The organism is Citrobacter amalonaticus Y19 (genome assembly GCF_000981805.1).
Classification (GTDB): domain Bacteria; phylum Pseudomonadota; class Gammaproteobacteria; order Enterobacterales; family Enterobacteriaceae; genus Citrobacter_A; species Citrobacter_A amalonaticus_C.
In genome coordinates, this window is record NZ_CP011132.1 from 2,777,520 (window position 1) to 2,799,694 (window position 22,175).

Here is a 22,175-nt window from a genome sequence, read left to right on the forward strand (position 1 = left end):
CTATTGAAAAACGCTCCCCAGGAGATTCGGGAGCGAACACTGGAGAAAAGTCATGGCTAAGCACATTCCTTTTAAACTGATTCTTGAAAAAGCAAACGACTACAAAGAAGACATGACGCGTTTCCTGCGCGACATGGTCGCCATTCCCAGCGAAAGCTGCGATGAAAAACGTGTTATCCATCGCATCAAACAAGAAATGGAGAAAGTCGGTTTCGATAAAGTCGAGATCGATCCGATGGGTAATATTCTGGGGTACATCGGCCATGGTCCGCGCCTGGTCGCAATGGACGCGCATATCGACACGGTCGGTATCGGCAACATCAACAACTGGAATTTCGATCCCTATGAAGGGATGGAGACCGACGAACTGATCGGCGGACGCGGCACGTCTGACCAGGAAGGCGGCATGGCGTCCATGGTTTACGCCGGGAAGATCATAAAAGATCTCGGCCTGGAAGATGAGTACACGCTGCTGGTCACCGGTACGGTACAGGAAGAGGACTGCGATGGTCTGTGCTGGCAGTACATCATCGAGCAATCCGGTATCCGTCCGGAATTTGTCGTCAGCACCGAACCGACCGATTGCCAGGTTTATCGTGGACAGCGCGGACGCATGGAAATACGCATTGATGTGCAGGGAGTTAGCTGCCACGGTTCCGCCCCGGAACGCGGTGATAATGCCATCTTCAAAATGGGCCCAATCCTCAACGAGTTGCAGGAATTGTCACAACATCTGGCCTGGGATGATTTCCTCGGTAAAGGGACCTTAACCGTTTCCGAAATCTTCTTCACCTCACCCAGCCGCTGCGCCGTGGCGGACAGTTGCGCTGTCTCTATCGACCGTCGTCTGACCTGGGGTGAAACCTGGGAAGGCGCGCTGGAAGAGATCCGCGCCCTGCCGGCAGTGAAAAAAGCCAATGCGGTGGTCTCGATGTACAACTATGACCGCCCCTCCTGGACCGGGCTGGTTTACCCGACTGAATGCTACTTCCCAACCTGGAAAGTGGAAGAAGATCACTTCACCGTCAAAGCGCTGGTCAATGCCTATGAAGGCCTGTTCGGCAAAGCGCCGGTGGTCGACAAGTGGACGTTCTCCACCAACGGCGTATCGATTATGGGACGTCACGGTATTCCGGTGATCGGTTTTGGTCCGGGTAAAGAACCCGAAGCCCACGCGCCAAACGAAAAAACCTGGAAATCACATCTGGTGACCTGCGCCGCGATGTACGCTGCCATTCCACTGTCCTGGCTGGCAACGAAATAACGATCCATCTGTCTCCCCCGGTTTACCGGGGGATTTCTGGAGTGTGCTATGCGTGTATTGATTAAAAATGGCATTGTCGTTAACGCCGACGGACAGGCAAAACAGGACCTGCTGATTGAGAGCGGCATTGTTCGTCAACTGGACGCGGAGATTACGCCGCCCCCCTCGTGCGAAGTGATTGACGCTGCGGGATGCTATGTTTTTCCCGGCGGCGTTGATGTACATACGCATTTCAATATCGACACCGGACTCGCCCGTAGCTGTGATGATTTTTTTACCGGTACCCGCGCCGCTGCGTGTGGCGGTACAACAACCATTATCGACCATATGGGATTTGGTCCGACGGGCTGTCGCTTGCGTCATCAACTGGAGGTCTACCAGGGGTACGCCGCGCACAAAGCGGCGATCGACTACAGCTTCCACGGCGTCATTCAGCACGTCAATCATGCCATCCTCGACGAGATCCCGATGATGGTGGAAGAAGGCATCAGCAGCTTTAAGCTCTATCTGACCTACCAGTACAAACTCAACGATGATGAAACCTTGCAGGTGCTGCGTCGTTTGCACAAGTCCGGCGCGCTGACCACCGTCCACCCGGAAAACGACGCCGCCATCGCCAGTAAACGGGCCGAATTCATTGCCGCTGGCTTAACGTCGCCACGCTATCACGCCCTGAGCAGACCGCTGGAATGTGAAGCCGAAGCCATCGCCCGGATGATTAACCTTGCGCAGATCGCGGGGAACGCGCCGTTGTACATCGTCCACTTATCCAACGGTCTGGGGCTGGACTATTTACGCCTGGCGAAAGCGAATCACCAGCCCGTGTGGATAGAGACCTGTCCACAATATCTGCTGCTGGATGAACGTCGTTATGACGGGGAAGACGGCCTGAACTTCATTCTCAGCCCGCCGTTACGCAATGTACGTGAGCAGGACAAGCTCTGGTGCGGTATCAGTGACGGCGCCATTGACGTCGTGGCGACTGACCACTGCACCTTCTCAATGGCGCAGCGCCAGCAGATCTCAGGCGGCGATTTCAGCCGCTGCCCGAATGGTTTGCCCGGCGTCGAAAACCGCCTGCAACTGCTCTTTTCCGAAGGCGTGATGAGCGGGCGAATTACCCCTGAGCGCTTTGTTGCGTTAACCAGTGCGATGCCTGCCAGGCTGTTCGGTTTGTGGCCTCAGAAGGGGCTACTGGCACCAGGCTCTGATGGCGATGTGGTGATTATCGATCCTCGCCAGAGCCAGACGATCCATCATGCCCACCTGCACGATAACGCCGATTATTCGCCCTGGGAGGGGTTCCGCTGTCAGGGTGCGATTGTCAGAACGCTGTCGCGTGGCGAAACGATCTTCTGCGATGGCGTCTTTACAGGGAAAGCAGGCCGGGGCCGCTTCTTACGACGTAAGCCGTTTACCCCACCCGGCGCTTGTGAAACAGACAACTGTGTATGATAAGTGAGGAAAAATGAGGAAGAAAATTGTTCTCGCACTGGGTGGTAACGCGCTGGGTGAGGATCTGGCCGGACAGATGCAAGCCGTCAAAATCACCGCGCAGGCCATTGTGGATCTCATTGCGCAGGGTCATGAGGTTATCGTGACTCACGGTAATGGGCCGCAGGTGGGTATGATTAACCAGGCATTCGAAGCCGCGGCAAAAACAGAGGCGCACTCGCCAATGCTGCCGATGTCCGTCTGCGTGGCATTGAGCCAGGGCTATATCGGTTACGATCTGCAAAACGCACTACGCGAAGAATTGCTCTCACGCGGGATGCACAAACCGGTCGCCACGCTGGTGACGCAGGTAGAAGTCGATGCCCACGATCCTGCGTTCCTGAATCCCACCAAACCCATCGGTTCATTCTTCACGCAGCAGGAAGCTGAACAGCTGGAGAAACAAGGTTATACACTCAAAGAAGATGCCGGTCGCGGTTATCGTCGTGTTGTGGCTTCGCCTAAGCCGGTGGACATCATTGAGAAAGAGACCGTCAACGCGCTGGTTGAGGCCGGACAGGTGGTCATTACCGTAGGCGGAGGCGGAATCCCGGTGATTCGTGAGGGTAACCATCTGCGTGGTGCCAGCGCGGTGATCGACAAGGACTGGGCCAGCGCCCGCCTGGCAGAAATGATCGATGCGGATATGCTCATCATCCTGACGGCTGTCGAAAAAGTCGCGATTAACTTTGGCAAAGAAAATGAGCAATGGCTGGATCGTCTGTCGTTGAGTGACGCGGAACGCTTTATCAGCGAGGGGCATTTTGCCAAAGGTTCTATGCTGCCAAAAGTCGAGGCCGCGGCGTCGTTTGCCCGCTCCCGTCCCGGCCGGGAAGCCCTGATTACGGTGCTGAGTAAAGCGAAAGAAGGGATTGAAGGAAAAACCGGAACCGTAATCTGCCAGTAGTCTGATGCGTTTGCCGGGCGCGCGTCGTTCGCCCGGCCTACCATTGACTCCCCGTAGGCCGGATAAACGCAGTGCCATCCGGCAAACCGTTCTACGCCACTTCAAGTACCTCATTCGTTGACGTCACACCCTGATGCATCAGCATCATTAGCGCTTCCAGTACACCGCCGCCTATCGCTCTTGCCTTATCGGAGACGCTGGTAAAATCGGCTGTCTCGCCACGGGGATCGATATCGCCGATCTTAAATCCTCCCACCACCGCCAGACCGTCGCTCAGCAGGCCGCGCACCATCCCCGACAGCGGCGCTTTGATTTCATGCTCCCCAATCCAGGCAATGACGTCCCCCTCTTCCACCAGATCGCCTAGTTTCACCCTGGCGCGCATGATGCCTGCGGCGGGCGCACGGATCACACGCCGTGCGGTATGCCCCATGATATTGCCGGGTATCCCGGTATTTTCCTGCGCGCAACCGGCGTAAATCACCTGCCCCAGCCAGTGTCCACGATTCGTTTCAATCACCGCATGGCAGTCTTCGCCCGCAGTAAACCCAGGCCCCAACGCAATGGTCACGGGAGCCATCTCTTTTCGCGTACCCAGATTTTGTTTCGCCAGAATCGCATCCACTACGCAGACGGGTTTCAGCGCATCGATCAACGAACCTGCGGGATCGACCAGAATCGGGATAAAACCGCGTTCGGCTAACGCCGCCGCTTCTGCCGACGAGGTGGCCAGCCGTGCCGTCACGCCTTCCACGATCATCTCACCATCAAAGACGGCTTGCGCAAAGGCGACACTACGGCGAATGACGGTCGGTTTTTCCACTTCCAGCATGATCACTTTGAAACCGGCATGGAACAATCGCAGCGCTACGCCACTGGCAATATCCCCTGCACCGCGAATCACCACGCGCTGATGGCCGGACGGATGCGCGGCGCGCATCATCAGTCCGCCAGGCGCATTATTTTTGACCTGTAAGATCTCCGCCAGCACGCTGACCGCAATTTCCTGCGGCGTTTCGGCGCCAATGTTGTAACCCACAGGCGCATGCAGGCGGGCAATGTGCTCTTCACCGACACCCTTTTCCCGCAACTGACGCATGAATAACTGCACTTTGCGGCGGCTTGCCAGCAAACCCAACCACGCGACGGGTTGCTCGATCAATTTGTCCAGCGCTTCCCGATCCTGATTATTCGTTGCGATAAGCACAAAGTTGTCCGGACGGATCTCCAGCGCATCCACTGCTGCGGTAAAAGAATCGGCATGTAACAACTGTACCGATGGAGGGAAAGCCTCCGGATTAACACTCTCGCGATAAACATCCGCCACGGCAATATCAAACCCTAACAGCGCCGCCCCCTGGGCAATCGCCCGGTTCACATGCCCGCCGCCGATTAACACCAGTCGCGGGCGCAGGCCGTGTACGCTAATAAAGACCGACATTGCGCCGCCGCAGTCCGAGCCGACGGCATCAGCGCCGTTGCGGGCCATCCGGCCATGAAACATACGCGGCTTTCTCTCCTGTAACGCCAGCAGCGCCTCGGCGATCACCTTGCGCTCCACCATGCCACCGCCGATAGTCCCGACGATAGACCCATCCTGATGTACCAGCATCTGTGCCGAATGGCGGGGCGTGGAACCCCGGCTATCGACAATCTGCGCCAGCGCAAATGGGCGGTTTTGCTCTTCAAGTTTTGCAGCCTCTGTGAAAATATTCATACGAACCTCAATGGATATCCTTTCAGTCACCCGGTGTTCCCGGCGTCGCTATCTCACAAATCTGCGCGCGATTGCAGGCGTTTCCAGTGCATTCCCCAGCCAGATAGCCTGCACATCACCGTCTGATAACGGCTGGATGAGCTCGCGTTCATCAATGGCATTCTCAGATTGAGAAAAACGATTGAGAAACCAGACGCGTCGACTGGCTGGCGGGGCATTTTTGAAAGCCCCCTGTGGGTGCTGAACCAGGCGGATAAGCGCCTTCAGCGATAAGGGGGATCCCTCCGTCAGGCCTGTTATCCCGGCGAACTGCGGCCAGCGATGTACCTGCTCTGCCCCCACACTTTTCCCCAGAAGGTGTCCACCCATAACGGCAATCACGCAGCAACTGCTTTCAGGTATGCAAGGTTCGTGCTCATCTGGCGCTTTAAGCGGCATTCCACGGGCGCCATCTGCCTCGACGAGAACCACGTCACATTCCGAACGCCTGGCCAGAGCATCGATGGCGTCGGGTGAGAAACCACGCGCTTTTCCCAATGGCGCTTTCCACGACCGAAAGCAGGTTATGATGGGTTGCATTAACACCTGATACGGCAGCCCGGCGGGCTCCCGACAGAAAAGGGTCGGCCAGGCCTGGTCAGGCAGAAACATATGCGTCGTCGTGGTGATAAATACCCGTCGACCTGATAATTGAAAGAGATGAGCAAGCCAGAAAAGAGTACTGGTTTTCCCACCAGCACCGACAATTGAAATAACCGTTGGCCGTTTCTGTGCACCTAAATCAAAGAATAAAGAAGCATGCCCCGATATACTCATAAGCCTCTCTGAAGTGACACAACGTCTAATAGACATTATGGAATCGCCATGCCTGTCGTCGACTGTATAATTACTGCAGCTGGGTTATCATCCAGAATGGGAAAATGGAAAATGATGTTACCCTGGCACGAAGGAACAATTCTTGATGCAAGTATCAAAAACGCGCTGCAATTTTGTAACAGGGTAATATTAGTTTCTGGTTACCGCGCAACTGAGATACATAATCGCTATGCGAATCAGCCCAATATCATTATTACGTACAATCCGGATTATGCTCAGGGCTTATTTACGTCAATTAAGGTGGGCGCTGTCGCCGTGCACAGCGAGCACTGCTTCATCACGCACGGTGACATGCCTGAACTGAACAGCGATATTTTTCGTAAAATCTGGGCTTTACGCAACGATAACGCACTTATCCCTTGCTATCAGAGCCAGCCTGGTCATCCTATATTACTTTCCCAAAAATGCCTGTTGCAGGCTATCTCACAACCGGATGTCAGCAGTATGCGTCAGGCATTGCTGCGCGGAAAACATAATATCATTGAAATAAACGATGCCCGAATCACTCTGGATATTGATACTCCAGAGGATTTTATCAATGCGCAACGTCGACACAGATAAATAGTAAATACGGAGTTAAACGATTGCGTTCAAATATTCCCCTCCTCATTTTTCACTTATCATAATGATAAGCGACCGCCATTTTTGAGAAAATAGAATGCGATGATGAAATACCTTATCGCAATACCTCTCCCGGCTGATTTTCATTCTCATTTAGCGTTTGTGAGATATTTCACAAAGCGGACTTAAGATTAGAAGCGCCTCACAAAATTATATTTTTATGGCTCCGCTTTGTCAGAGTGGTGCGAATGTTGCTCTATTTCTCCAAACCGCCGGCTTTGTCAGTCCCGGTCAACCAATGACAACTATGAACACGCGCGCCTTCCGGCTGTCTTGCCACAACCGAAAGTAAGCCGAGTAAAGCTAAGGAGAGGGGTATGGGGGATATAATGCGTCCGATTCCGTTTGAGGAACTTTTGACGCGCCTATTTGATGAATATCAGCAGCAGCGCTCGATCTTTGGTATTCCTGAGCAGCAGTTCTATTCACCGGATAAAGGCAAATCGATAAGCGTATTCGGTGAAACCTGTGCCACCCCCGTCGGCCCCGCCGCCGGCCCGCACACTCAGCTTGCACAAAATATCATCACCTCCTGGCTAACTGGTGGTCGGTTTATTGAACTCAAAACGGTCCAGATTCTTGATCGGCTGGAGCTGGCAAAACCCTGTATTGATGCGGAAGATGAGTGCTTCAATACCGAATGGTCGACTGAATTTACGCTGCTGAAAGCGTGGGATGAGTACCTTAAAGCCTGGTTCGCCCTGCATTTACTGGAGCAACTGCTGCAACCTTCGGGAGCCGATACCGGTAAGTCGTTCATTTTTAATATGAGCGTCGGCTATAACCTTGACGGCATCAAGCAACCGCCTATGCAGCAGTTCATCGACAACATGATGGACGCGTCAGCGCATCCTAAGTTCGCACAGTATCGTGACACGCTACAGCAGTGGCTACACGATGAGACGTTCCTGGCGCGCCACGGGTTGAACGAACATCGGGAACGTCTACAGGCGTTGCCGGCGCGCATTCCCGCAAAACTGGTGCAGGGCGTCACGCTGTCCACCATGCACGGCTGCCCGCCGCACGAAATCGAAGCCATCTGCCGCTACATGCTGGAAGAAAAAGGGCTGAATACCTTTGTGAAGCTGAATCCGACACTGCTGGGCTATCCTCGGGTGCGTGAAATTCTGGACAACTGCGGCTTCGGTTATGTCGGCTTAAAAGAAGAGTCATTTGAGCACGATCTTAAGCTTACCCAAGCGCTGGAAATGTTGCAGCGCCTGATGGCGCTGGCAAAAGAAAAGTCGCTGGGTTTTGGCGTCAAACTCACTAACACCCTTGGCACCATTAATAACAAAGGTGCGCTTCCCGGCGAAGAGATGTATATGTCCGGCCGGGCGCTGTTCCCGCTCTCAATCAACGTGGCGGCCGTGCTTTCCCGGACGTTCGACGGCCAATTGCCCATCTCCTATTCCGGCGGCGCCAGCCAGTTAACCATCCGCGATATCTTTGACACCGGCATTCGTCCGATCACCATGGCGACTGACCTGTTAAAACCAGGCGGTTACCTGCGACTCAGCGCCTGTATGCGTGAACTGGAGTCCTCGGATGCGTGGGGAATGGAGCATGTCGATGTCGAACGTCTGAATCGACTGGCGGAAGAGGCCGTCACGATGGCCTACACCCAGAAACACTGGAAACCTGAAGAGCGCATTGAAGTGGCCGACGGCTTGCCGCTGACCGACTGCTACGTCGCCCCTTGTATTACGGCCTGCGCCATCAAACAGGACATTCCGGAGTATATTCGCCTGCTGGGCGAGCAGCGTTATGCCGACGCGCTGGAGCTGATTTATCAGCGAAACGCCCTCCCCGCAATCACCGGTCATATCTGCGATCATCAGTGCCAGTACAACTGTACCCGTCTGGACTATGACAGCGCCCTGAACATCCGTGAACTGAAAAAAGTGGCGCTGGAAAAAGGGTGGGATGAATACAAACAGCGCTGGCACAAACCCGCAGGCTCGGGCTCACGTCATCCGGTTGCGATCATCGGCGCGGGTCCTGCCGGGCTTGCTGCCGGTTATTTCCTTGCCCGGGCAGGACACCCGGTGACGCTATTTGAACGCGAAGCCAACGCGGGCGGCGTAGTGAAAAATATCATTCCCCAGTTCCGTATTCCGGCAGAGCTCATCCAGCACGATATCGATTTTGTCGCCGATCATGGCGTGAAGTTCGAATATAGCTGTGCGCCAGATCTGACCGTACAGGGCCTGAAAGATCAGGGGTTCCACTATGTTCTGATCGCAACCGGTACGGATAAAAACAGCGGCGTGAAACTCGATGGCGACAACCCCAACATCTGGAAATCGCTTCCCTTCCTGCGTGAATACAACCAGGGAACTGCATTGACGCTCGGTAAGCATGTGGCGATCGTCGGCGCGGGTAACACGGCGATGGACTGCGCCCGTGCGGCATTGCGCGTACCGGGTGTGGAAAAAGTCACCGTGGTCTACCGTCGTTCGCTGCAGGAGATGCCCGCCTGGCGTGAAGAGTATGAAGAGGCCCTGCACGATGGGGTTGAGTTCCGTTTCCTCAACAATCCAGAACGCTTTGATGCGGATGGCACACTCACCCTGCGCGTCATGATGCTCGGGGAGCCGGATGAGAAAGGACGTCGCCGTCCGGTGGAAACCGACGAAACGCTGACTCTGCACATCGATAGTCTGATTACCGCCATTGGTGAACAGCAGGATACCGAAGCGCTGAACGCAATGGGTGTTCCGCTGGACAGCAAAGGCTGGCCAGAGGTGAACAACAATGGCGAAACCCGCCTCACTGACGTGTTCATGATTGGCGACGTCCAGCGTGGTCCGTCATCCATTGTTGCCGCCATCGGCTCTGCGCGTCGGGCCACGGATACCATCCTCTGGCGGGAAAATATCCGCTCCCACCATGGTGATAAGCGCTGGAATAACGTTAGCCCCGCTGAAATCTATCAGCGTAAAGGCGAGATTGCGGTCGCGAGGGTCGATAAAGACGACCGTGACGCCTTTGTCGCCCAGGAAGCGGCCCGCTGCCTTGAATGCAACTATGTCTGCAGCAAATGCGTGGATGTCTGTCCGAACCGCGCCAATGTGTCAATTCCCGTGCCGGGATTCCAGAACCGCTTCCAGACGCTGCACCTGGACGCTTACTGCAACGAATGCGGTAACTGCGCTCAATTCTGTCCGTGGCAGGGCAAGCCATATAAAGACAAAGTCACGCTCTTTAGCCTGCCGCAGGATTTCGACAACAGCAGCAACCCGGGTTTCCTGGTGGAAGACGATCGGGTCAGAGTCCGGCTGAATGACCAAAGCTGGGTGTTAAACATCAGCCATGATGGGCAGTTCGCCAGCATCCCGCCGGAACTGGATGATATGTGCCGCGTCATCAGCTATGTCCACCAGCATCACCATTACCTGTTAGGCCGCGTGGAGGTGTAATCATGTTGATTCTGAAAAATGTCACCGCTGTACAACTTCATCCGGCCAGCGTGCGTGAAGGGGTGGATATTGCGATCGACAAAGACGTTATTGTTGAGGTGGGTGACGCCCTGACGCAGCGCTACCCGCAGGCGCAATGGAAAGAGATGCATGGACGAATCGTGATGCCGGGGCTGGTCTGCGCGCATAACCACTTTTACTCCGGTTTATCGCGCGGGATCCAGGCCAATATCGCCCCCAGTCCGGACTTTATCTCAACGTTGAAAAACCTGTGGTGGCGCCTGGACCGGGCTCTGGACGAAGAGTCGCTCTACTACAGCGGACTGATTTGCTCACTGGAGGCGATTAAGAGCGGATGTTCTGCAGTTATCGATCACCATGCTTCACCTGGCTACATACAGAGTTCGCTCTCTACGCTGCGTTCAGCCTTTTTAAAAGTCGGCCTGCGGGCAATGACCTGCTTTGAAACCACCGACCGTAACGAGGGAATCAAAGAGCTACAGGCAGGCGTCGAAGAGAATATCCGCTTCGCTCGTCAGATAGACCATGCACGGGAGAGCGGTAGCGAGCCGTATCTGGTGGAAGCGCACATTGGCGCGCATGCCCCCTTTACCGTGCCTGACGCCGGTCTGGAGATGCTACGCGAGGCCATCAACGCTACCGGGCGTGGGCTGCATATCCATGCGGCGGAAGACAGTTACGATGTCTCCCACAGTCATCATCTGTACGGTAAAGACCTGCTGGTCAGGTTGGCGGAACATGGGCTCATCGACCGTAAAACGCTGGTCGCACACGGCCTGTACCTGTCTGCGGAAGATATCGCGCTGCTGAATCAGCAAGATGCCTTCCTGGTACACAATGCCCGCTCCAACATGAATAACCATGTGGGCTATAACCACCACCTTACCCATATTCGCAATCTGGCGCTGGGGACGGACGGCATCGGCTCCGACATGCTTGAAGAGATGAAATTTGCCTTCTTCAAACATCGCGACGCGGGCGGTCCTCTGTGGCCTGACAGCTTTGCGAAAGCACTGGCGAACGGCAACGAACTGTTGCACCGCAACTTCGGAGAAAACTTTGGCCAACTGCAAGCCGGTTATAAAGCCGATTTAACCCTCCTCGACTATTCGTCGCCGACGCCGCTGATCGCTGAAAACGTTGCCGGGCATATCGCTTTCGGTCTCGGTTCAGGCAGCGTGCACAGCGTGATGGTGAATGGCGTGATGGTGTATGAAGACCGTCAGTTCACTTTCGATACCGATTCCATTTATGCGCAGGCCCGAAAAGCCGCCGCCAACATGTGGCGGCGAATGGATGCGCTGGCATAGCCCGTACCCTCTCCTGAACGGGAGAGGGAGTGATGAGGAATGATGATGATTGAACAATTTTTCAGGCCCGACTCCGTTGACCAGGCGCTGGAACTCAAGCGCCGCTATCAGGAGGACGCCGTCTGGTTTGCCGGGGGCAGCAAACTCAACGCGACGCCAACGCGTACCCACAAGCAGATTGCCATTTCACTGCAGGATCTGGAGCTGGAGTGGATCGACTGGGACAATGGCGCATTGCGTATTGGGGCGATGACTCGCCTGCAACCGTTGCACGACGCCCGCTATCTTCCGGCGGCACTGCGGGAGGCGATCGGCTTTATCTACTCCCGCCATCTACGCAACCAGTCTACCCTCGGCGGCGAGATTGCCGCACAACAGCAAGAGTCCGTGTTACTCCCCGTCCTGCTGGCGCTGGACGCTCAGTTGGTGTTTGGTGATGGCGAAACCCTGTCACTGGAAAGCTATCTCGCCGATCCACGCGATCGCCTGCTCACCGAAATTATCATTAAAGATCCCTTCCGCCCTTGCGCCACCCGCAAAGTGAGCCGTTCACAGGCCGGATTAACCGTCGTGACCGCAGCGGTCGCGTTAACAGAACACGGTGGCATTTGCATCGCGCTGGACGGCGTGGCGGACAAAGCACTGCGCCTGCATGATGTGGAAACACAAACGCGCGAAGGGACGGAACTGGAACAGGCGGTCTCAAACGCCATATTCCCACAGGATGATATTCGGGGCAGCGCGGCCTATAAGCGCTATATCACCGGCGTGGTCGTAGCCGATCTGTATGCCGACTGTCTGATGGCCGGGGAGGACGTTGTATGATGATTCACTTCACATTGAACGGCATGGTCCGTGAAATGAAGATTAACCCGGGCGAAAACGTACAGACGCTGCTGTTTAACCTGGGCATGCACTCCGTGCGCAACAGTGACGACGGATTCGGTTTCGCCGGTTCGGACGCGATTCTCTACAACGGTCGCATCGTCAATGCCTCATTACTGATTGCCGCACAGTTGGATCACGCGGAGATCCGCACCAGCGAATCACTCGGTAAATGGAATGCGTTGAGCCTGGTACAACAGGCGATGGTGGATGTCGGTGTTGTGCAGTCCGGTTATAACGATCCGGCTGCCGCATTGATCATCACCGATCTGCTGGAACGTATCGCGATTCCTGACCGTGAAGAGATTGACGATGCGTTGTCCGGTCTGTTCAGTCGTGATGCCGGCTGGCAGCAATATTATCAGGTGATCGAACTGGCGGTGGCGCGCAAAAACGATCCGCAAGCCCGTATGACTGTCGCTCCCACGTTCCGCGACGATCTCGCGGTGATTGGTAAACCCTGGCCAAAAACCGATGCCGCCAAAATGGTCCAGGCCAAACCCTGCTATGTGGAAGACCGTATCACCCCTGACGCCTGCGTCATTAAAATGCTGCGCAGTCCGCACGCCCATGCGTTGATAACTCATCTTGACGTCAGCAAAGCCGAAGCGTTGCCCGGCGTGGTTCACGTGATCACCCACCGCAACTGTCCCGACATCTACTATACGCCCGGCGGACAAAGTGCGCCGGAACCCTCCCCGCTCGACCGTCGCATGTTCGGTAAGAAACTGCGTCACGTCGGCGATCGTGTTGCCGCCGTGGTTGCAGAGAGCGAAGAGATTGCGCTGGCCGCGCTCGAACTCATCGATGTGAAATATGATGTGCTTAAGCCGGTATTGTCGATTGACGAAGCCATGGCGGACGATGCGCCCGTCGTACACGATGAACCGGTGGTGTACGTCGCTGGCGCGCCGGAGACGCTGGAAGAAGACAACCGCCATGCCGCTCAACGTGGCGAACACATGATCATCAACTTCCCGATTGGTTCACGCCCGCGAAAAAATATCGCCGCCAGCATTCATGGTCATATCGGCGATATGGAGAAAGGGTTTGCCGAAGCGGATGTGATCATCGAGCGTACTTATCACTCCACACAGGCGCAGCAGTGCCCGGCAGAGCCTCATATCTGCTTTACCCGCATGGACGGCGATCGCCTGATCATTCACGCCTCAACGCAGGTACCGTGGCACTTGCGCCGCCAGGTTGCCCGCCTCGTTGGCATGAAGCAGCATAAGGTCCACGTCATTAAGGAGCGCGTCGGCGGCGGCTTTGGTTCTAAACAGGACATCCTGCTGGAAGAAGTCTGCGCATGGGCGACCTGCGTGACCGGACGCCCGGTCTATTTCCGCTATACCCGTGAAGAGGAGTTTATTGCCAATACCTCCCGTCACGTGGCAAAAGTCACGGTCAAACTTGGCGCGAAGAAAGATGGTCGCCTGACAGCGGTCAAAATGGACTTCCGCGCCAATACTGGCCCTTACGGTAATCATTCATTAACCGTGCCGAGCAACGGCCCGGCGCTCTCGCTACCGCTATACCCTTGCGACAATGTCGATTTCCAGGTCACAACGTACTACAGCAATATCTGCCCGACAGGGGCATATCAGGGCTATGGCGCGCCGAAAGGCACCTTTGCGATGACAATGGCGTTAGCCGAGCTTGCCGAACAGCTGCAAATTGACCAACTGGAGATCATCGAACGCAATCGGGTTCACGAAGGACAGGAACTGAAAATACTCGGCGCGATCGGTGAAGGGAAAGCGCCAACCTCCGTTCCCTCCGCGGCCAGTTGCGCACTGGAAGAGATCCTGCGTCAGGGGCGGAAGATGATCGACTGGTCGTCGCCCAAACCACAGGACGGTGACTGGCGTACCGGTCGTGGGGTCGCCATTATTATGCAGAAATCAGGGATCCCGGACATCGATCAGGCGAACTGTATGATCAAACTGGAGTCCGATGGCACCTTCATCGTCCACTCCGGCGGCGCAGATATCGGTACTGGGCTGGATACGGTTGTCACTAAACTGACGGCGGAAGTACTGCACTGTGCGCCAGAAGAGGTGCATGTCATCTCCGGCGATACTGACCATGCGCTCTTCGACAAAGGCGCTTACGCCTCATCCGGCACCTGCTTCTCGGGGAACGCGGCGCGTAAAGCAGCAGAAAACCTGCGTGAAAAAATCCTCTTTCACGGTGCGCAGATGCTGGGCGAACCCGTTGCTGACGTTCAACTGGCGTCACCTGGCGTTGTACGCGGCAAGCAGGGCGAAGTGAGTTACGCTGAGATCGCGCACAAAGCGGAGACGGGAACCGGTTTTGGCACGCTGGTCGCCACGGCCAGTTACATCACCGCAGACTTCGCATTCCCGTATGGGGCGAACTTCGCCGAGGTCGCGGTGAACACCCGAACCGGTGAAATCCGTCTCGACAAGTTCTACGCGCTGCTGGACTGCGGCACACCGGTCAACCCGGAACTCGCACTGGGGCAAATTTACGGTGCGTCGATGCGGGCCATCGGCCATAGCCTGAGCGAAGAGATCCTCTATGATGCCGAAGGCCATCCGCTGACCCGCGATCTGCGCAGTTACGGTGCGCCCAAAATTGGCGACATCCCCCGGGATTTTCGTGCCGTGCTGGTGCCTAGCGACGATAAGGTTGGCCCCTTTGGCGCTAAATCGATCTCTGAAATTGGCGTTAACGGCGCGGCGCCTGCCATTGCCACCGCCATTCATGATGCCTGTGGCGTATGGTTACGCGAATGGCATTTCACACCGGAGAAAATACTGACCGCGCTGGAAAAAATGTAACGACGTGGGCCGCTCAGGCGGCCCGCTCTCATGACTCAATAATGATTAAATGCCGTCTGCGGAAATGAGATAAGCCGTTCTCAGGGCAACCTGTGCCTCAAATTCGCAGAATTTAATTCTGCTGATTCAGATGATCAAATTTACTTATTAAGGAGTGAAGGGATGTCTGATATATCACGTGCAGGCTCAGATCTGATTTACGAACTGGAGGATCGCCCTCCCTTTCATCAGTCTATTATCGGCGCGATCACCCACCTGCTGGCCATCTTTGTCCCCATGGTCACGCCCGCATTAATTGTCGGCACCGCGCTACAGCTGTCAGCGGAAACCACCGCCTATCTGGTCTCAATGGCGATGATTGCCTCTGGCATCGGCACCTGGCTGCAGGTCAATCGCTATGGCATGGTCGGTTCCGGCTTACTCTCGATTCAGTCGGTCAATTTTTCGTTTGTCACGGTGATGATTGCCCTGGGCAGCGGGATGAAAAACGACGGATTCCATGAAGAGTTGATCATGTCATCGCTGCTCGGCGTTTCATTTGTCGGGGCATTTCTGGTGGTGGGATCGTCTTTCATTTTGCCTTACTTGCGCAGAGTCATCACTCCGACCGTCAGCGGCATTGTGGTGCTAATGATTGGCCTGAGCCTGATTAAAGTCGGGATCATCGATTTTGGCGGCGGCTTTGCGGCGAAAAGCAGCGGCACCTACGGAAACTACGAGAACATCGGCGTCGGGTTGCTGGTGCTGATCGTGGTGATCGGTTTTAACTGCTGCCGCAGTCCGTTACTGAGAATGGGCGGCATCGCGATCGGGCTGTGTGTGGGCTATATCGTCTCTCTGTGCCTTGGCATGGTGGATTTCAGCAGTATGCGCAATCTGCCGTGGGTCACCATCCCGACCCCTTTTAAGTACGGTTTCCAGTTCAACTTTCATCACTTTCTGGTGGTTGGGACCATTTATCTGCTCAGCGTGCTGGAAGCCGTCGGCGACATTACCGCGACCGCGATGGTGTCCAGACGCCCCATTCAGGGGGATGAATACCAGTCACGCCTGAAGGGCGGCGTACTGGCCGATGGGCTGGTCTCCGTCATTGCCTCTGCAGTGGGTTCACTGCCATTGACGACCTTTGCGCAAAACAACGGCGTTATCCAGATGACCGGCGTCGCCTCTCGCTATATCGGCCGCACCATCGCCGTCATGCTGGTGCTGCTTGGACTGTTTCCAATGATTGGCGGCTTCTTTACCACCATTCCTTCGGCGGTGCTGGGGGGCGCGATGACGCTAATGTTCTCAATGATCGCAATCGCCGGGATCCGCATCATCATCACCAACGGGCTTAAGCGCCGTGAAACGTTGATTGTCGCCACCTCGTTGGGACTGGGCCTGGGCGTCTCCTATGACCCGGAAATTTTCAAAATCCTGCCTGCCTCAATTTATGTGTTGGTGGAAAACCCCATCTGCGCGGGCGGTCTGACCGCCATTCTACTGAATATCATTCTCCCTGGAGGCTACCGGCCTGAAGAAGTGCTGCCGGGCATCATCTCCCCGGAGGAAACGGATTAACGATAAAGGAGTTTACGATGTCTGGAGAACACACGTTGAAAGCGGTGCGCGGCAGCTTTATTGATGTCACCCGCACCGTCGAAAACCCGGAAGAGATCGCCTCAGCGCTGCGATTTTTGGAAGACGGATTGCTGCTGATTCGCCAGGGAAAAGTCGAATGGTTTGGTGAGTGGGAAGCGGGAAAACACCGGATCCCTGACGCCATCCGTGTCCGTGACTATCGCGGAAAACTGGTCGTGCCGGGATTCGTTGATACGCATATCCACTACCCCCAGAGCGAAATGGTCGGTGCCTATGGCGAGCAGTTGCTGGAATGGCTGAATAAGCACACCTTCCCGACCGAAAGACGCTATGAGGATCTGGAATACGCGCGCGAGATGTCGGCTTTTTTCATCAAGCAACTGTTGCGTAACGGCACCACCAGCGCGCTGGTTTTTGGCACGGTGCATCCGCAGTCCGTGGATGCGCTATTTGAAGCCGCCAGCCATATCAATATGCGCATGATCGCCGGCAAAGTGATGATGGACCGTAACGCGCCGGATTACCTTCTGGACGACGCCGAGAGCAGCTACCTGCAAAGTAAGGCATTGATTGAGCGCTGGCATAAAAATGGGCGCCTGCTGTATGCCATTACGCCGCGCTTTGCCCCGACCTCCTCTCCGCAGCAGATGGCGATGGCGCAGCGTCTGCGAGAAGAATATCCCGATACCTGGGTCCATACCCATCTCTGTGAAAACAAAGATGAAATTGCCTGGGTTAAGGCGCTCTATCCGGAACATGACGGTTATCTGGATGTGTATCACCAGTACGGACTGACCGGAAAAAACTGCGTCTTCGCCCACTGTGTACATCTGGAAGAGAAAGAGTGGGATCGCCTGAGCGAAACCCACTCCAGCATCGCCTTTTGTCCGACCTCAAACCTCTACCTCGGCAGCGGTTTGTTCAATCTGCAAAAAGCCTGGAGGAAGAAGATCAGCGTCGGTATGGGGACCGATATCGGCGCCGGTACCACCTTCAACATGCTGCAAACGCTGAACGAAGCCTACAAAGTGGTGCAACTACAGGGTTACCGACTCTCGGCATACGAAGCCTTTTACCTGGCGACGCTCGGCGGTGCGAAGGCGCTGGGCCTCGACAATCTGATTGGTAACTTTATGCCGGGCAAAGAGGCGGATTTTGTGGTGCTGGAACCGACAGCGACGCCGCTGCAACAACTGCGCTATGACAACTCAACATCCCTGGTCGACAAATTGTTCGTGATGATGACGCTGGGCGACGATCGCTCTATTTACCGCACTTACGTCGACGGGCGTCTGGTGTACGAACGGACCTGACAGAACGCTAACATCCTGCTGAGGACATCATTATGTCTGGAGATATTCTGCAAACCCCCGGCGCGTCGAAACCACGCAGCGCGCTGGATAATTACTTCAAGATTACGGCGCGTGGCAGTACCGTGCGTCAGGAAATACTGGCCGGGTTGACCACCTTTCTGGCGATGGTCTATTCAGTCATTGTTGTGCCCGGAATGTTGGGAAAAGCGGGATTCCCGCCCGCCGCCGTCTTTGTCGCCACCTGTCTCGTCGCAGGCTTCGGCTCGCTGTTGATGGGGCTGTGGGCCAACCTGCCGATGGCGATCGGCTGCGCCATTTCGCTGACCGCCTTCACCGCATTCAGCCTGGTGCTAGGGCAACACATTTCGATTCCTGTCGCCCTCGGCGCGGTATTTCTGATGGGGGTGATCTTTACCGCCATCTCGGTTACCGGGGTCCGGACCTGGATCCTGCGAAACTTACCCATGGGCATCGCGCATGGCACAGGGATTGGCATTGGGTTGTTCCTGTTACTGATCGCGGCAAACGGCGTCGGTATGGTGATTAAAAACCCGCTGGAAGGGCTTCCGGTGGCACTCGGCGCATTTACCTCTTTTCCGGTTCTGATGAGTCTGCTGGGGCTGGCGGTCATCTTCGGGCTGGAGAAATGCCGGGTTCCCGGCGGGATCCTGCTGGTGATTATCGCCATCTCGATTATCGGTTTGATATTTGACCCTGCCGTCAAATATCACGGTCTGGTCGCCATGCCCAGCCTGAGCGGTGAAGATGGTAAGTCTCTGATTTTTAGCCTTGATATCATGGGAGCCTTACAGCCTGTGGTGCTGCCCAGCGTACTGGCGCTGGTGATGACGGCGGTATTTGATGCCACCGGTACTATCCGCGCCGTCGCCGGACAAGCGAATCTGCTGGATAAAGACAACCAGATCATCAACGGTGGTAAAGCGTTGACCAGCGACTCCATCAGCTCCGTATTCTCCGGACTGGTGGGCGCAGCGCCGGCCGCCGTCTATATTGAATCCGCTGCGGGTACCGCCGCCGGAGGAAAAACAGGACTGACCGCCACCATCGTCGGCTGTTTGTTCCTGCTTATCCTGTTCCTGTCTCCTCTCTCCTACCTGATTCCAGGCTATGCAACGGCGCCTGCGCTGATGTACGTCGGTTTACTGATGCTCAGTAACGTCTCAAAACTGGATTTCGATGACTTCATCGATGCGATGGCCGGTCTGGTGTGCGCGGTCTTTATCGTCCTGACCTGCAATATTGTCACCGGCATTATGCTCGGTTTTGTGACGCTGGTTGTTGGTCGCGTTTTTGCCCGGGAATGGCAGAAGCTGAACATCGGTACCGTCATCATTACCGTCGCGCTGGTGGCGTTCTACGCCGGCGGATGGGCTATTTAAGCGATGCTCCGCGCAAACGCGCGCGGAGCTGTTCTATCGGCCTCGCCATTCAGGAGAAAACGCATGAGCGCCATAGATTCCCAACTTCCCTCACCGTCGGGGCAAGGCCGCGCCACCGATGAGGTCGACCGTATATTATCGCCTGGCAAGCTGGTCGTACTCGGTCTGCAACATGTGCTGGTCATGTACGCGGGCGCGGTCGCTGTACCGCTGATGATTGGCGACAGACTCGGCCTCAGCAAAGAAGCCATTGCGCTGTTAATCAGCTCGGATCTATTCTGCTGCGGGATCGTTACCCTGCTGCAATGTATTGGCATCGGCCGCTTTATGGGGATTCGCCTGCCCGTGATTATGTCGGTGACGTTTGCCGCGGTGACGCCGATGATTGCGATTGGCATCAATCCGGATATCGGTCTGTTGGGCATTTTTGGCTCAACCATTGCCGCTGGCGTGATCACCACACTCTTAGCACCGCTTGTCGGTCGCCTGATGCCCTTATTTCCACCGCTGGTAACGGGTGTGGTAATCACTTCGATTGGTCTGAGCATTATTCAGGTGGGCGTTGACTGGGCTGCTGGCGGGAAAGGCAATCCTGAGTATGGAAATCCGGTCTATTTAGGGATTTCATTTGCGGTCTTAATCTTTATTTTATTAATCACCCGATTTGCCAAAGGCTTCATGTCCAACGTCGCGGTCCTGCTGGGGATCATCTTTGGCTTTGCGTTGTCATGGATGATGAATGAAGTGAATTTGTCAGGCCTGCACGATGCCTCGTGGTTCGCGATTGTCACACCAATGGCCTTCGGCACCCCCGTCTTTGATCCAGTGTCGATTCTGACAATGACGGCCGTGCTAATCATTGTGTTTATTGAATCGATGGGCATGTTTCTGGCACTCGGCGAAATCGTCGGTCGCAAACTCTCATCGCAAGATATCATTCGCGGCCTGCGCGTGGATGGCGTCGGGACAATGATTGGCGGGCTGTTCAACAGCTTTCCCCATACCTCATTTTCCCAAAACGTTGGCCTGGTCAGCGTCACGCGCGTGCACAGTCGATGGGTCTGCATTGCCTCAGGCGTCATCTTAATTTTGTTTGGGATGGTGCCGAAAATGGCGGTTCTGGTCGCCTCCATTCCTCAATTCGTCCTCGGCGGCGCAGGTCTGGTGATGTTTGGCATGGTACTGGCAACCGGGATTCGCATTCTCTCGCGCTGCAATTACACCACGAACCGCAACAACCTCTACATTGTGGCCATCAGCCTGGGGGTCGGGATGACGCCGACGTTATCGCATGACTTTTTCTCTCGCCTGCCAGCCGTTCTCCAGCCGTTACTACACAGCGGCATCATGCTGGCCACCTTCAGCGCTGTTGTACTGAATCTGTTTTTCAATGGCTACCACCATCATACCGGGCTGGTACAGGAATCCATCTCCGATAAAAACCTGAAGGTCAGAACGGTGAGAATGTGGTTGCTGATGCGCAAGCTGAAAAAAAATCAGCAGGATGAATAGCATGAATCTCTTTTGGCGCTGCCTGACCGCCCTGCTGCTGCTCATGCTGATGTCGATACCCGCCATTTCTGACGGCATTGCGCTAGGTATCGAAAGTCGATTCCATTTTCTGTTCCTGCTCTTCTGAGTATCCCGACAGTTGCCACGCCGGCTCATACTCGTAGCCAGGACAGAAGTGCTGACATTCGTCACTCTGGATAAATCGAATCGCCAGTGGCTGGGCGTTGAAGTTGAATATAACGGTGAGACTATCCATGGCTGGATATCCCGCCATTATACCTTACTCTTACATCAGCATTAGCATCGATACGAATTAAGCTGGCTGCTTTATGATTCAGGGACAACCCATGACTGGATTAGATTATAGGCTGTTGACGCGGACGTCCGGATGCTGGACGAGGGGGCACTTCGTTACAACTGTATTCACATAATTCCTTTTTTTGTTCTTCTTTCGCCAGATAGCCAAGCACGCGACGGATATTTAAAATACTGGCAGAGTCATCATAACGAACGGGGATATTGATATCCGCAGGGTAATGTTCCTGATATTCACATCGGTGCACACCGCCGTTACTGTTCGTTATTTCCCGCCATCGTTTTGATATCCATTCAAAACCTGGATACGTGGTCTGCGTTTTCTGACGATCCAGCCAGAACACGACATGAGCATGATATCCGTGTTTCTCCGTCCATTCGATAACCCAGAAATAACCCACAGAAGCTTTTAACGCCCCGAACTCGTTCATAAGGCTTCTTATATCATATTCAAGTCTGCAGTGATCCAGTTGCATAAAACTGTCAGTATCCCGTTGGTAAAATAAATCCATTCGCAATGCCAGTAAGCAGGAATAGCGATTAACCATTTCGTCGATATGCTGGTTGAGTAATGAAGAGAGAAACCAGTCCTCTGTGAAGAAAGGTGAATGAGTATTGCACATGATTATTCTCCATAGATACCTAAAACAATTCAGGAATGAGGTTGTGTAAACGGAATTAAGCTTCTGTTGCTACCAGAAATACTGTTCAGGATGATGAGTAAACA

The 22,175-nt window shown here is 55.0% G+C and carries 16 protein-coding genes; 13 read left to right on the forward strand and 3 right to left on the reverse strand.

Annotation, left to right across the window (positions count from 1 at the left end; genetic code table 11):
* The first annotated feature begins 52 nt into the window (after nt 1–52).
* From F384_RS12815 to arcC, 3 genes are read left to right on the forward strand one after another with little or no spacing between them, the layout of a single operon-like run.
* Nucleotides 53–1,264, forward strand: coding sequence for a YgeY family selenium metabolism-linked hydrolase (locus F384_RS12815; protein WP_046483268.1), 1,212 nt, complete (start codon nt 53–55; stop codon nt 1,262–1,264).
* A gap of 48 nt (nt 1,265–1,312) precedes the next feature.
* Nucleotides 1,313–2,719 (forward strand): dihydropyrimidinase, encoded by a 1,407-nt coding sequence (gene hydA / locus F384_RS12820; protein WP_046483271.1) that lies wholly within the window; start codon nt 1,313–1,315, stop codon nt 2,717–2,719.
* 13 nt (nt 2,720–2,732) lie between these two features.
* Nucleotides 2,733–3,665: a carbamate kinase gene (gene arcC / locus F384_RS12825; RefSeq protein ID WP_046483274.1), complete on the forward strand. Its 933-nt coding sequence runs from the start codon at nt 2,733–2,735 to the stop codon at nt 3,663–3,665.
* A 91-nt stretch (nt 3,666–3,756) separates the two neighbouring features.
* Here the strand turns inward: arcC and yqeB are convergent, their stop codons facing one another.
* Together yqeB and yqeC are read right to left on the reverse strand one after the other, a co-directional pair.
* Nucleotides 3,757–5,382, reverse strand: coding sequence for a selenium-dependent molybdenum cofactor biosynthesis protein YqeB (yqeB, locus tag F384_RS12830; protein WP_046483277.1), 1,626 nt, complete (start codon nt 5,380–5,382; stop codon nt 3,757–3,759).
* A 48-nt stretch (nt 5,383–5,430) separates the two neighbouring features.
* On the reverse strand, nt 5,431–6,198 hold the full coding sequence (yqeC, locus tag F384_RS12835) for a selenium cofactor biosynthesis protein YqeC (protein ID WP_046483280.1): 768 nt from the start codon (nt 6,196–6,198) through the stop codon (nt 5,431–5,433).
* Between the two features lie 48 nt (nt 6,199–6,246).
* Between yqeC and mocA the strand changes: the two genes are divergently transcribed.
* From mocA to F384_RS30405, 10 genes are all read left to right on the forward strand, one after another.
* Nucleotides 6,247–6,819 carry a molybdenum cofactor cytidylyltransferase gene (gene mocA / locus F384_RS12840; protein WP_046483281.1) on the forward strand — a complete coding sequence of 191 codons (573 nt, stop codon included), beginning with the start codon at nt 6,247–6,249 and terminating at the stop codon, nt 6,817–6,819.
* Nucleotides 6,820–7,196: 377 nt separating this feature from the next.
* Nucleotides 7,197–10,301, forward strand: coding sequence for a putative selenate reductase subunit YgfK (gene ygfK, locus F384_RS12845; protein WP_046483284.1), 3,105 nt, complete (start codon nt 7,197–7,199; stop codon nt 10,299–10,301).
* Between the two features lie 2 nt (nt 10,302–10,303).
* Nucleotides 10,304–11,632, forward strand: coding sequence for a putative aminohydrolase SsnA (gene ssnA, locus F384_RS12850; RefSeq protein WP_046483287.1), 1,329 nt, complete (start codon nt 10,304–10,306; stop codon nt 11,630–11,632).
* A 45-nt stretch (nt 11,633–11,677) separates the two neighbouring features.
* On the forward strand, nt 11,678–12,457 hold the full coding sequence (ygfM, locus tag F384_RS12855; protein ID WP_046483290.1) for a molybdopterin-dependent oxidoreductase FAD-binding subunit: 780 nt from the start codon (nt 11,678–11,680) through the stop codon (nt 12,455–12,457).
* Complete coding sequence (locus F384_RS12860) at nt 12,454–15,324, forward strand: molybdopterin-dependent oxidoreductase Mo/Fe-S-binding subunit (RefSeq protein WP_046483293.1); 2,871 nt, start codon at nt 12,454–12,456, stop codon at nt 15,322–15,324. Before ygfM ends, F384_RS12860 begins: the two co-directional genes overlap by 4 nt.
* 162 nt (nt 15,325–15,486) lie before the next feature.
* Nucleotides 15,487–16,887, forward strand: coding sequence for a nucleobase:cation symporter-2 family protein (locus tag F384_RS12865; protein WP_046483296.1), 1,401 nt, complete (start codon nt 15,487–15,489; stop codon nt 16,885–16,887).
* Nucleotides 16,888–16,904: 17 nt separating this feature from the next.
* Nucleotides 16,905–18,221: a guanine deaminase gene (gene guaD / locus F384_RS12870; RefSeq protein WP_046483298.1), complete on the forward strand. Its 1,317-nt coding sequence runs from the start codon at nt 16,905–16,907 to the stop codon at nt 18,219–18,221.
* A gap of 32 nt (nt 18,222–18,253) precedes the next feature.
* Entirely contained in the window at nt 18,254–19,621 is a 1,368-nt protein-coding gene (gene ghxQ / locus F384_RS12875) for a guanine/hypoxanthine transporter GhxQ (protein ID WP_046483301.1), read from the forward strand.
* Nucleotides 19,622–19,684: 63 nt separating this feature from the next.
* The gene (locus F384_RS12880) at nt 19,685–21,133 is read left to right on the forward strand and encodes a nucleobase:cation symporter-2 family protein (RefSeq protein ID WP_046483303.1); all 1,449 of its coding nucleotides are present in this window, start codon (nt 19,685–19,687) and stop codon (nt 21,131–21,133) included.
* Between the two features lies 1 nt (nt 21,134).
* Nucleotides 21,135–21,260 carry a hypothetical protein gene (locus F384_RS30405; protein WP_226991592.1) on the forward strand — a complete coding sequence of 42 codons (126 nt, stop codon included), beginning with the start codon at nt 21,135–21,137 and terminating at the stop codon, nt 21,258–21,260.
* A 229-nt stretch (nt 21,261–21,489) separates the two neighbouring features.
* Here the strand turns inward: F384_RS30405 and F384_RS12885 are convergent, their stop codons facing one another.
* On the reverse strand, nt 21,490–22,071 hold the full coding sequence (locus F384_RS12885; RefSeq protein WP_046483305.1) for an inovirus-type Gp2 protein: 582 nt from the start codon (nt 22,069–22,071) through the stop codon (nt 21,490–21,492).
* Between the last annotated feature and the right edge of the window lie 104 nt (nt 22,072–22,175).

Bases quoted from the DNA above. Each gene is read 5' to 3' on its own strand.
- F384_RS12815 (WP_046483268.1), top strand. From the start codon at position 53: ATGGCTAAGCACATTCCTTTTAAACTGATTCTTGAAAAAGCAAACGAC.
- hydA (WP_046483271.1), top strand. From the start codon at position 1,313: ATGCGTGTATTGATTAAAAATGGCATTGTCGTTAACGCCGACGGACAG.
- arcC (WP_046483274.1), top strand. From the start codon at position 2,733: ATGAGGAAGAAAATTGTTCTCGCACTGGGTGGTAACGCGCTGGGTGAG.
- yqeB (WP_046483277.1), bottom strand. From the start codon at position 5,382: ATGAATATTTTCACAGAGGCTGCAAAACTTGAAGAGCAAAACCGCCCA.
- yqeC (WP_046483280.1), bottom strand. From the start codon at position 6,198: ATGAGTATATCGGGGCATGCTTCTTTATTCTTTGATTTAGGTGCACAG.
- mocA (WP_046483281.1), top strand. From the start codon at position 6,247: ATGCCTGTCGTCGACTGTATAATTACTGCAGCTGGGTTATCATCCAGA.
- ygfK (WP_046483284.1), top strand. From the start codon at position 7,197: ATGGGGGATATAATGCGTCCGATTCCGTTTGAGGAACTTTTGACGCGC.
- ssnA (WP_046483287.1), top strand. From the start codon at position 10,304: ATGTTGATTCTGAAAAATGTCACCGCTGTACAACTTCATCCGGCCAGC.
- ygfM (WP_046483290.1), top strand. From the start codon at position 11,678: ATGATTGAACAATTTTTCAGGCCCGACTCCGTTGACCAGGCGCTGGAA.
- F384_RS12860 (WP_046483293.1), top strand. From the start codon at position 12,454: ATGATGATTCACTTCACATTGAACGGCATGGTCCGTGAAATGAAGATT.
- F384_RS12865 (WP_046483296.1), top strand. From the start codon at position 15,487: ATGTCTGATATATCACGTGCAGGCTCAGATCTGATTTACGAACTGGAG.
- guaD (WP_046483298.1), top strand. From the start codon at position 16,905: ATGTCTGGAGAACACACGTTGAAAGCGGTGCGCGGCAGCTTTATTGAT.
- ghxQ (WP_046483301.1), top strand. From the start codon at position 18,254: ATGTCTGGAGATATTCTGCAAACCCCCGGCGCGTCGAAACCACGCAGC.
- F384_RS12880 (WP_046483303.1), top strand. From the start codon at position 19,685: ATGAGCGCCATAGATTCCCAACTTCCCTCACCGTCGGGGCAAGGCCGC.
- F384_RS30405 (WP_226991592.1), top strand. From the start codon at position 21,135: ATGAATCTCTTTTGGCGCTGCCTGACCGCCCTGCTGCTGCTCATGCTG.
- F384_RS12885 (WP_046483305.1), bottom strand. From the start codon at position 22,071: ATGTGCAATACTCATTCACCTTTCTTCACAGAGGACTGGTTTCTCTCT.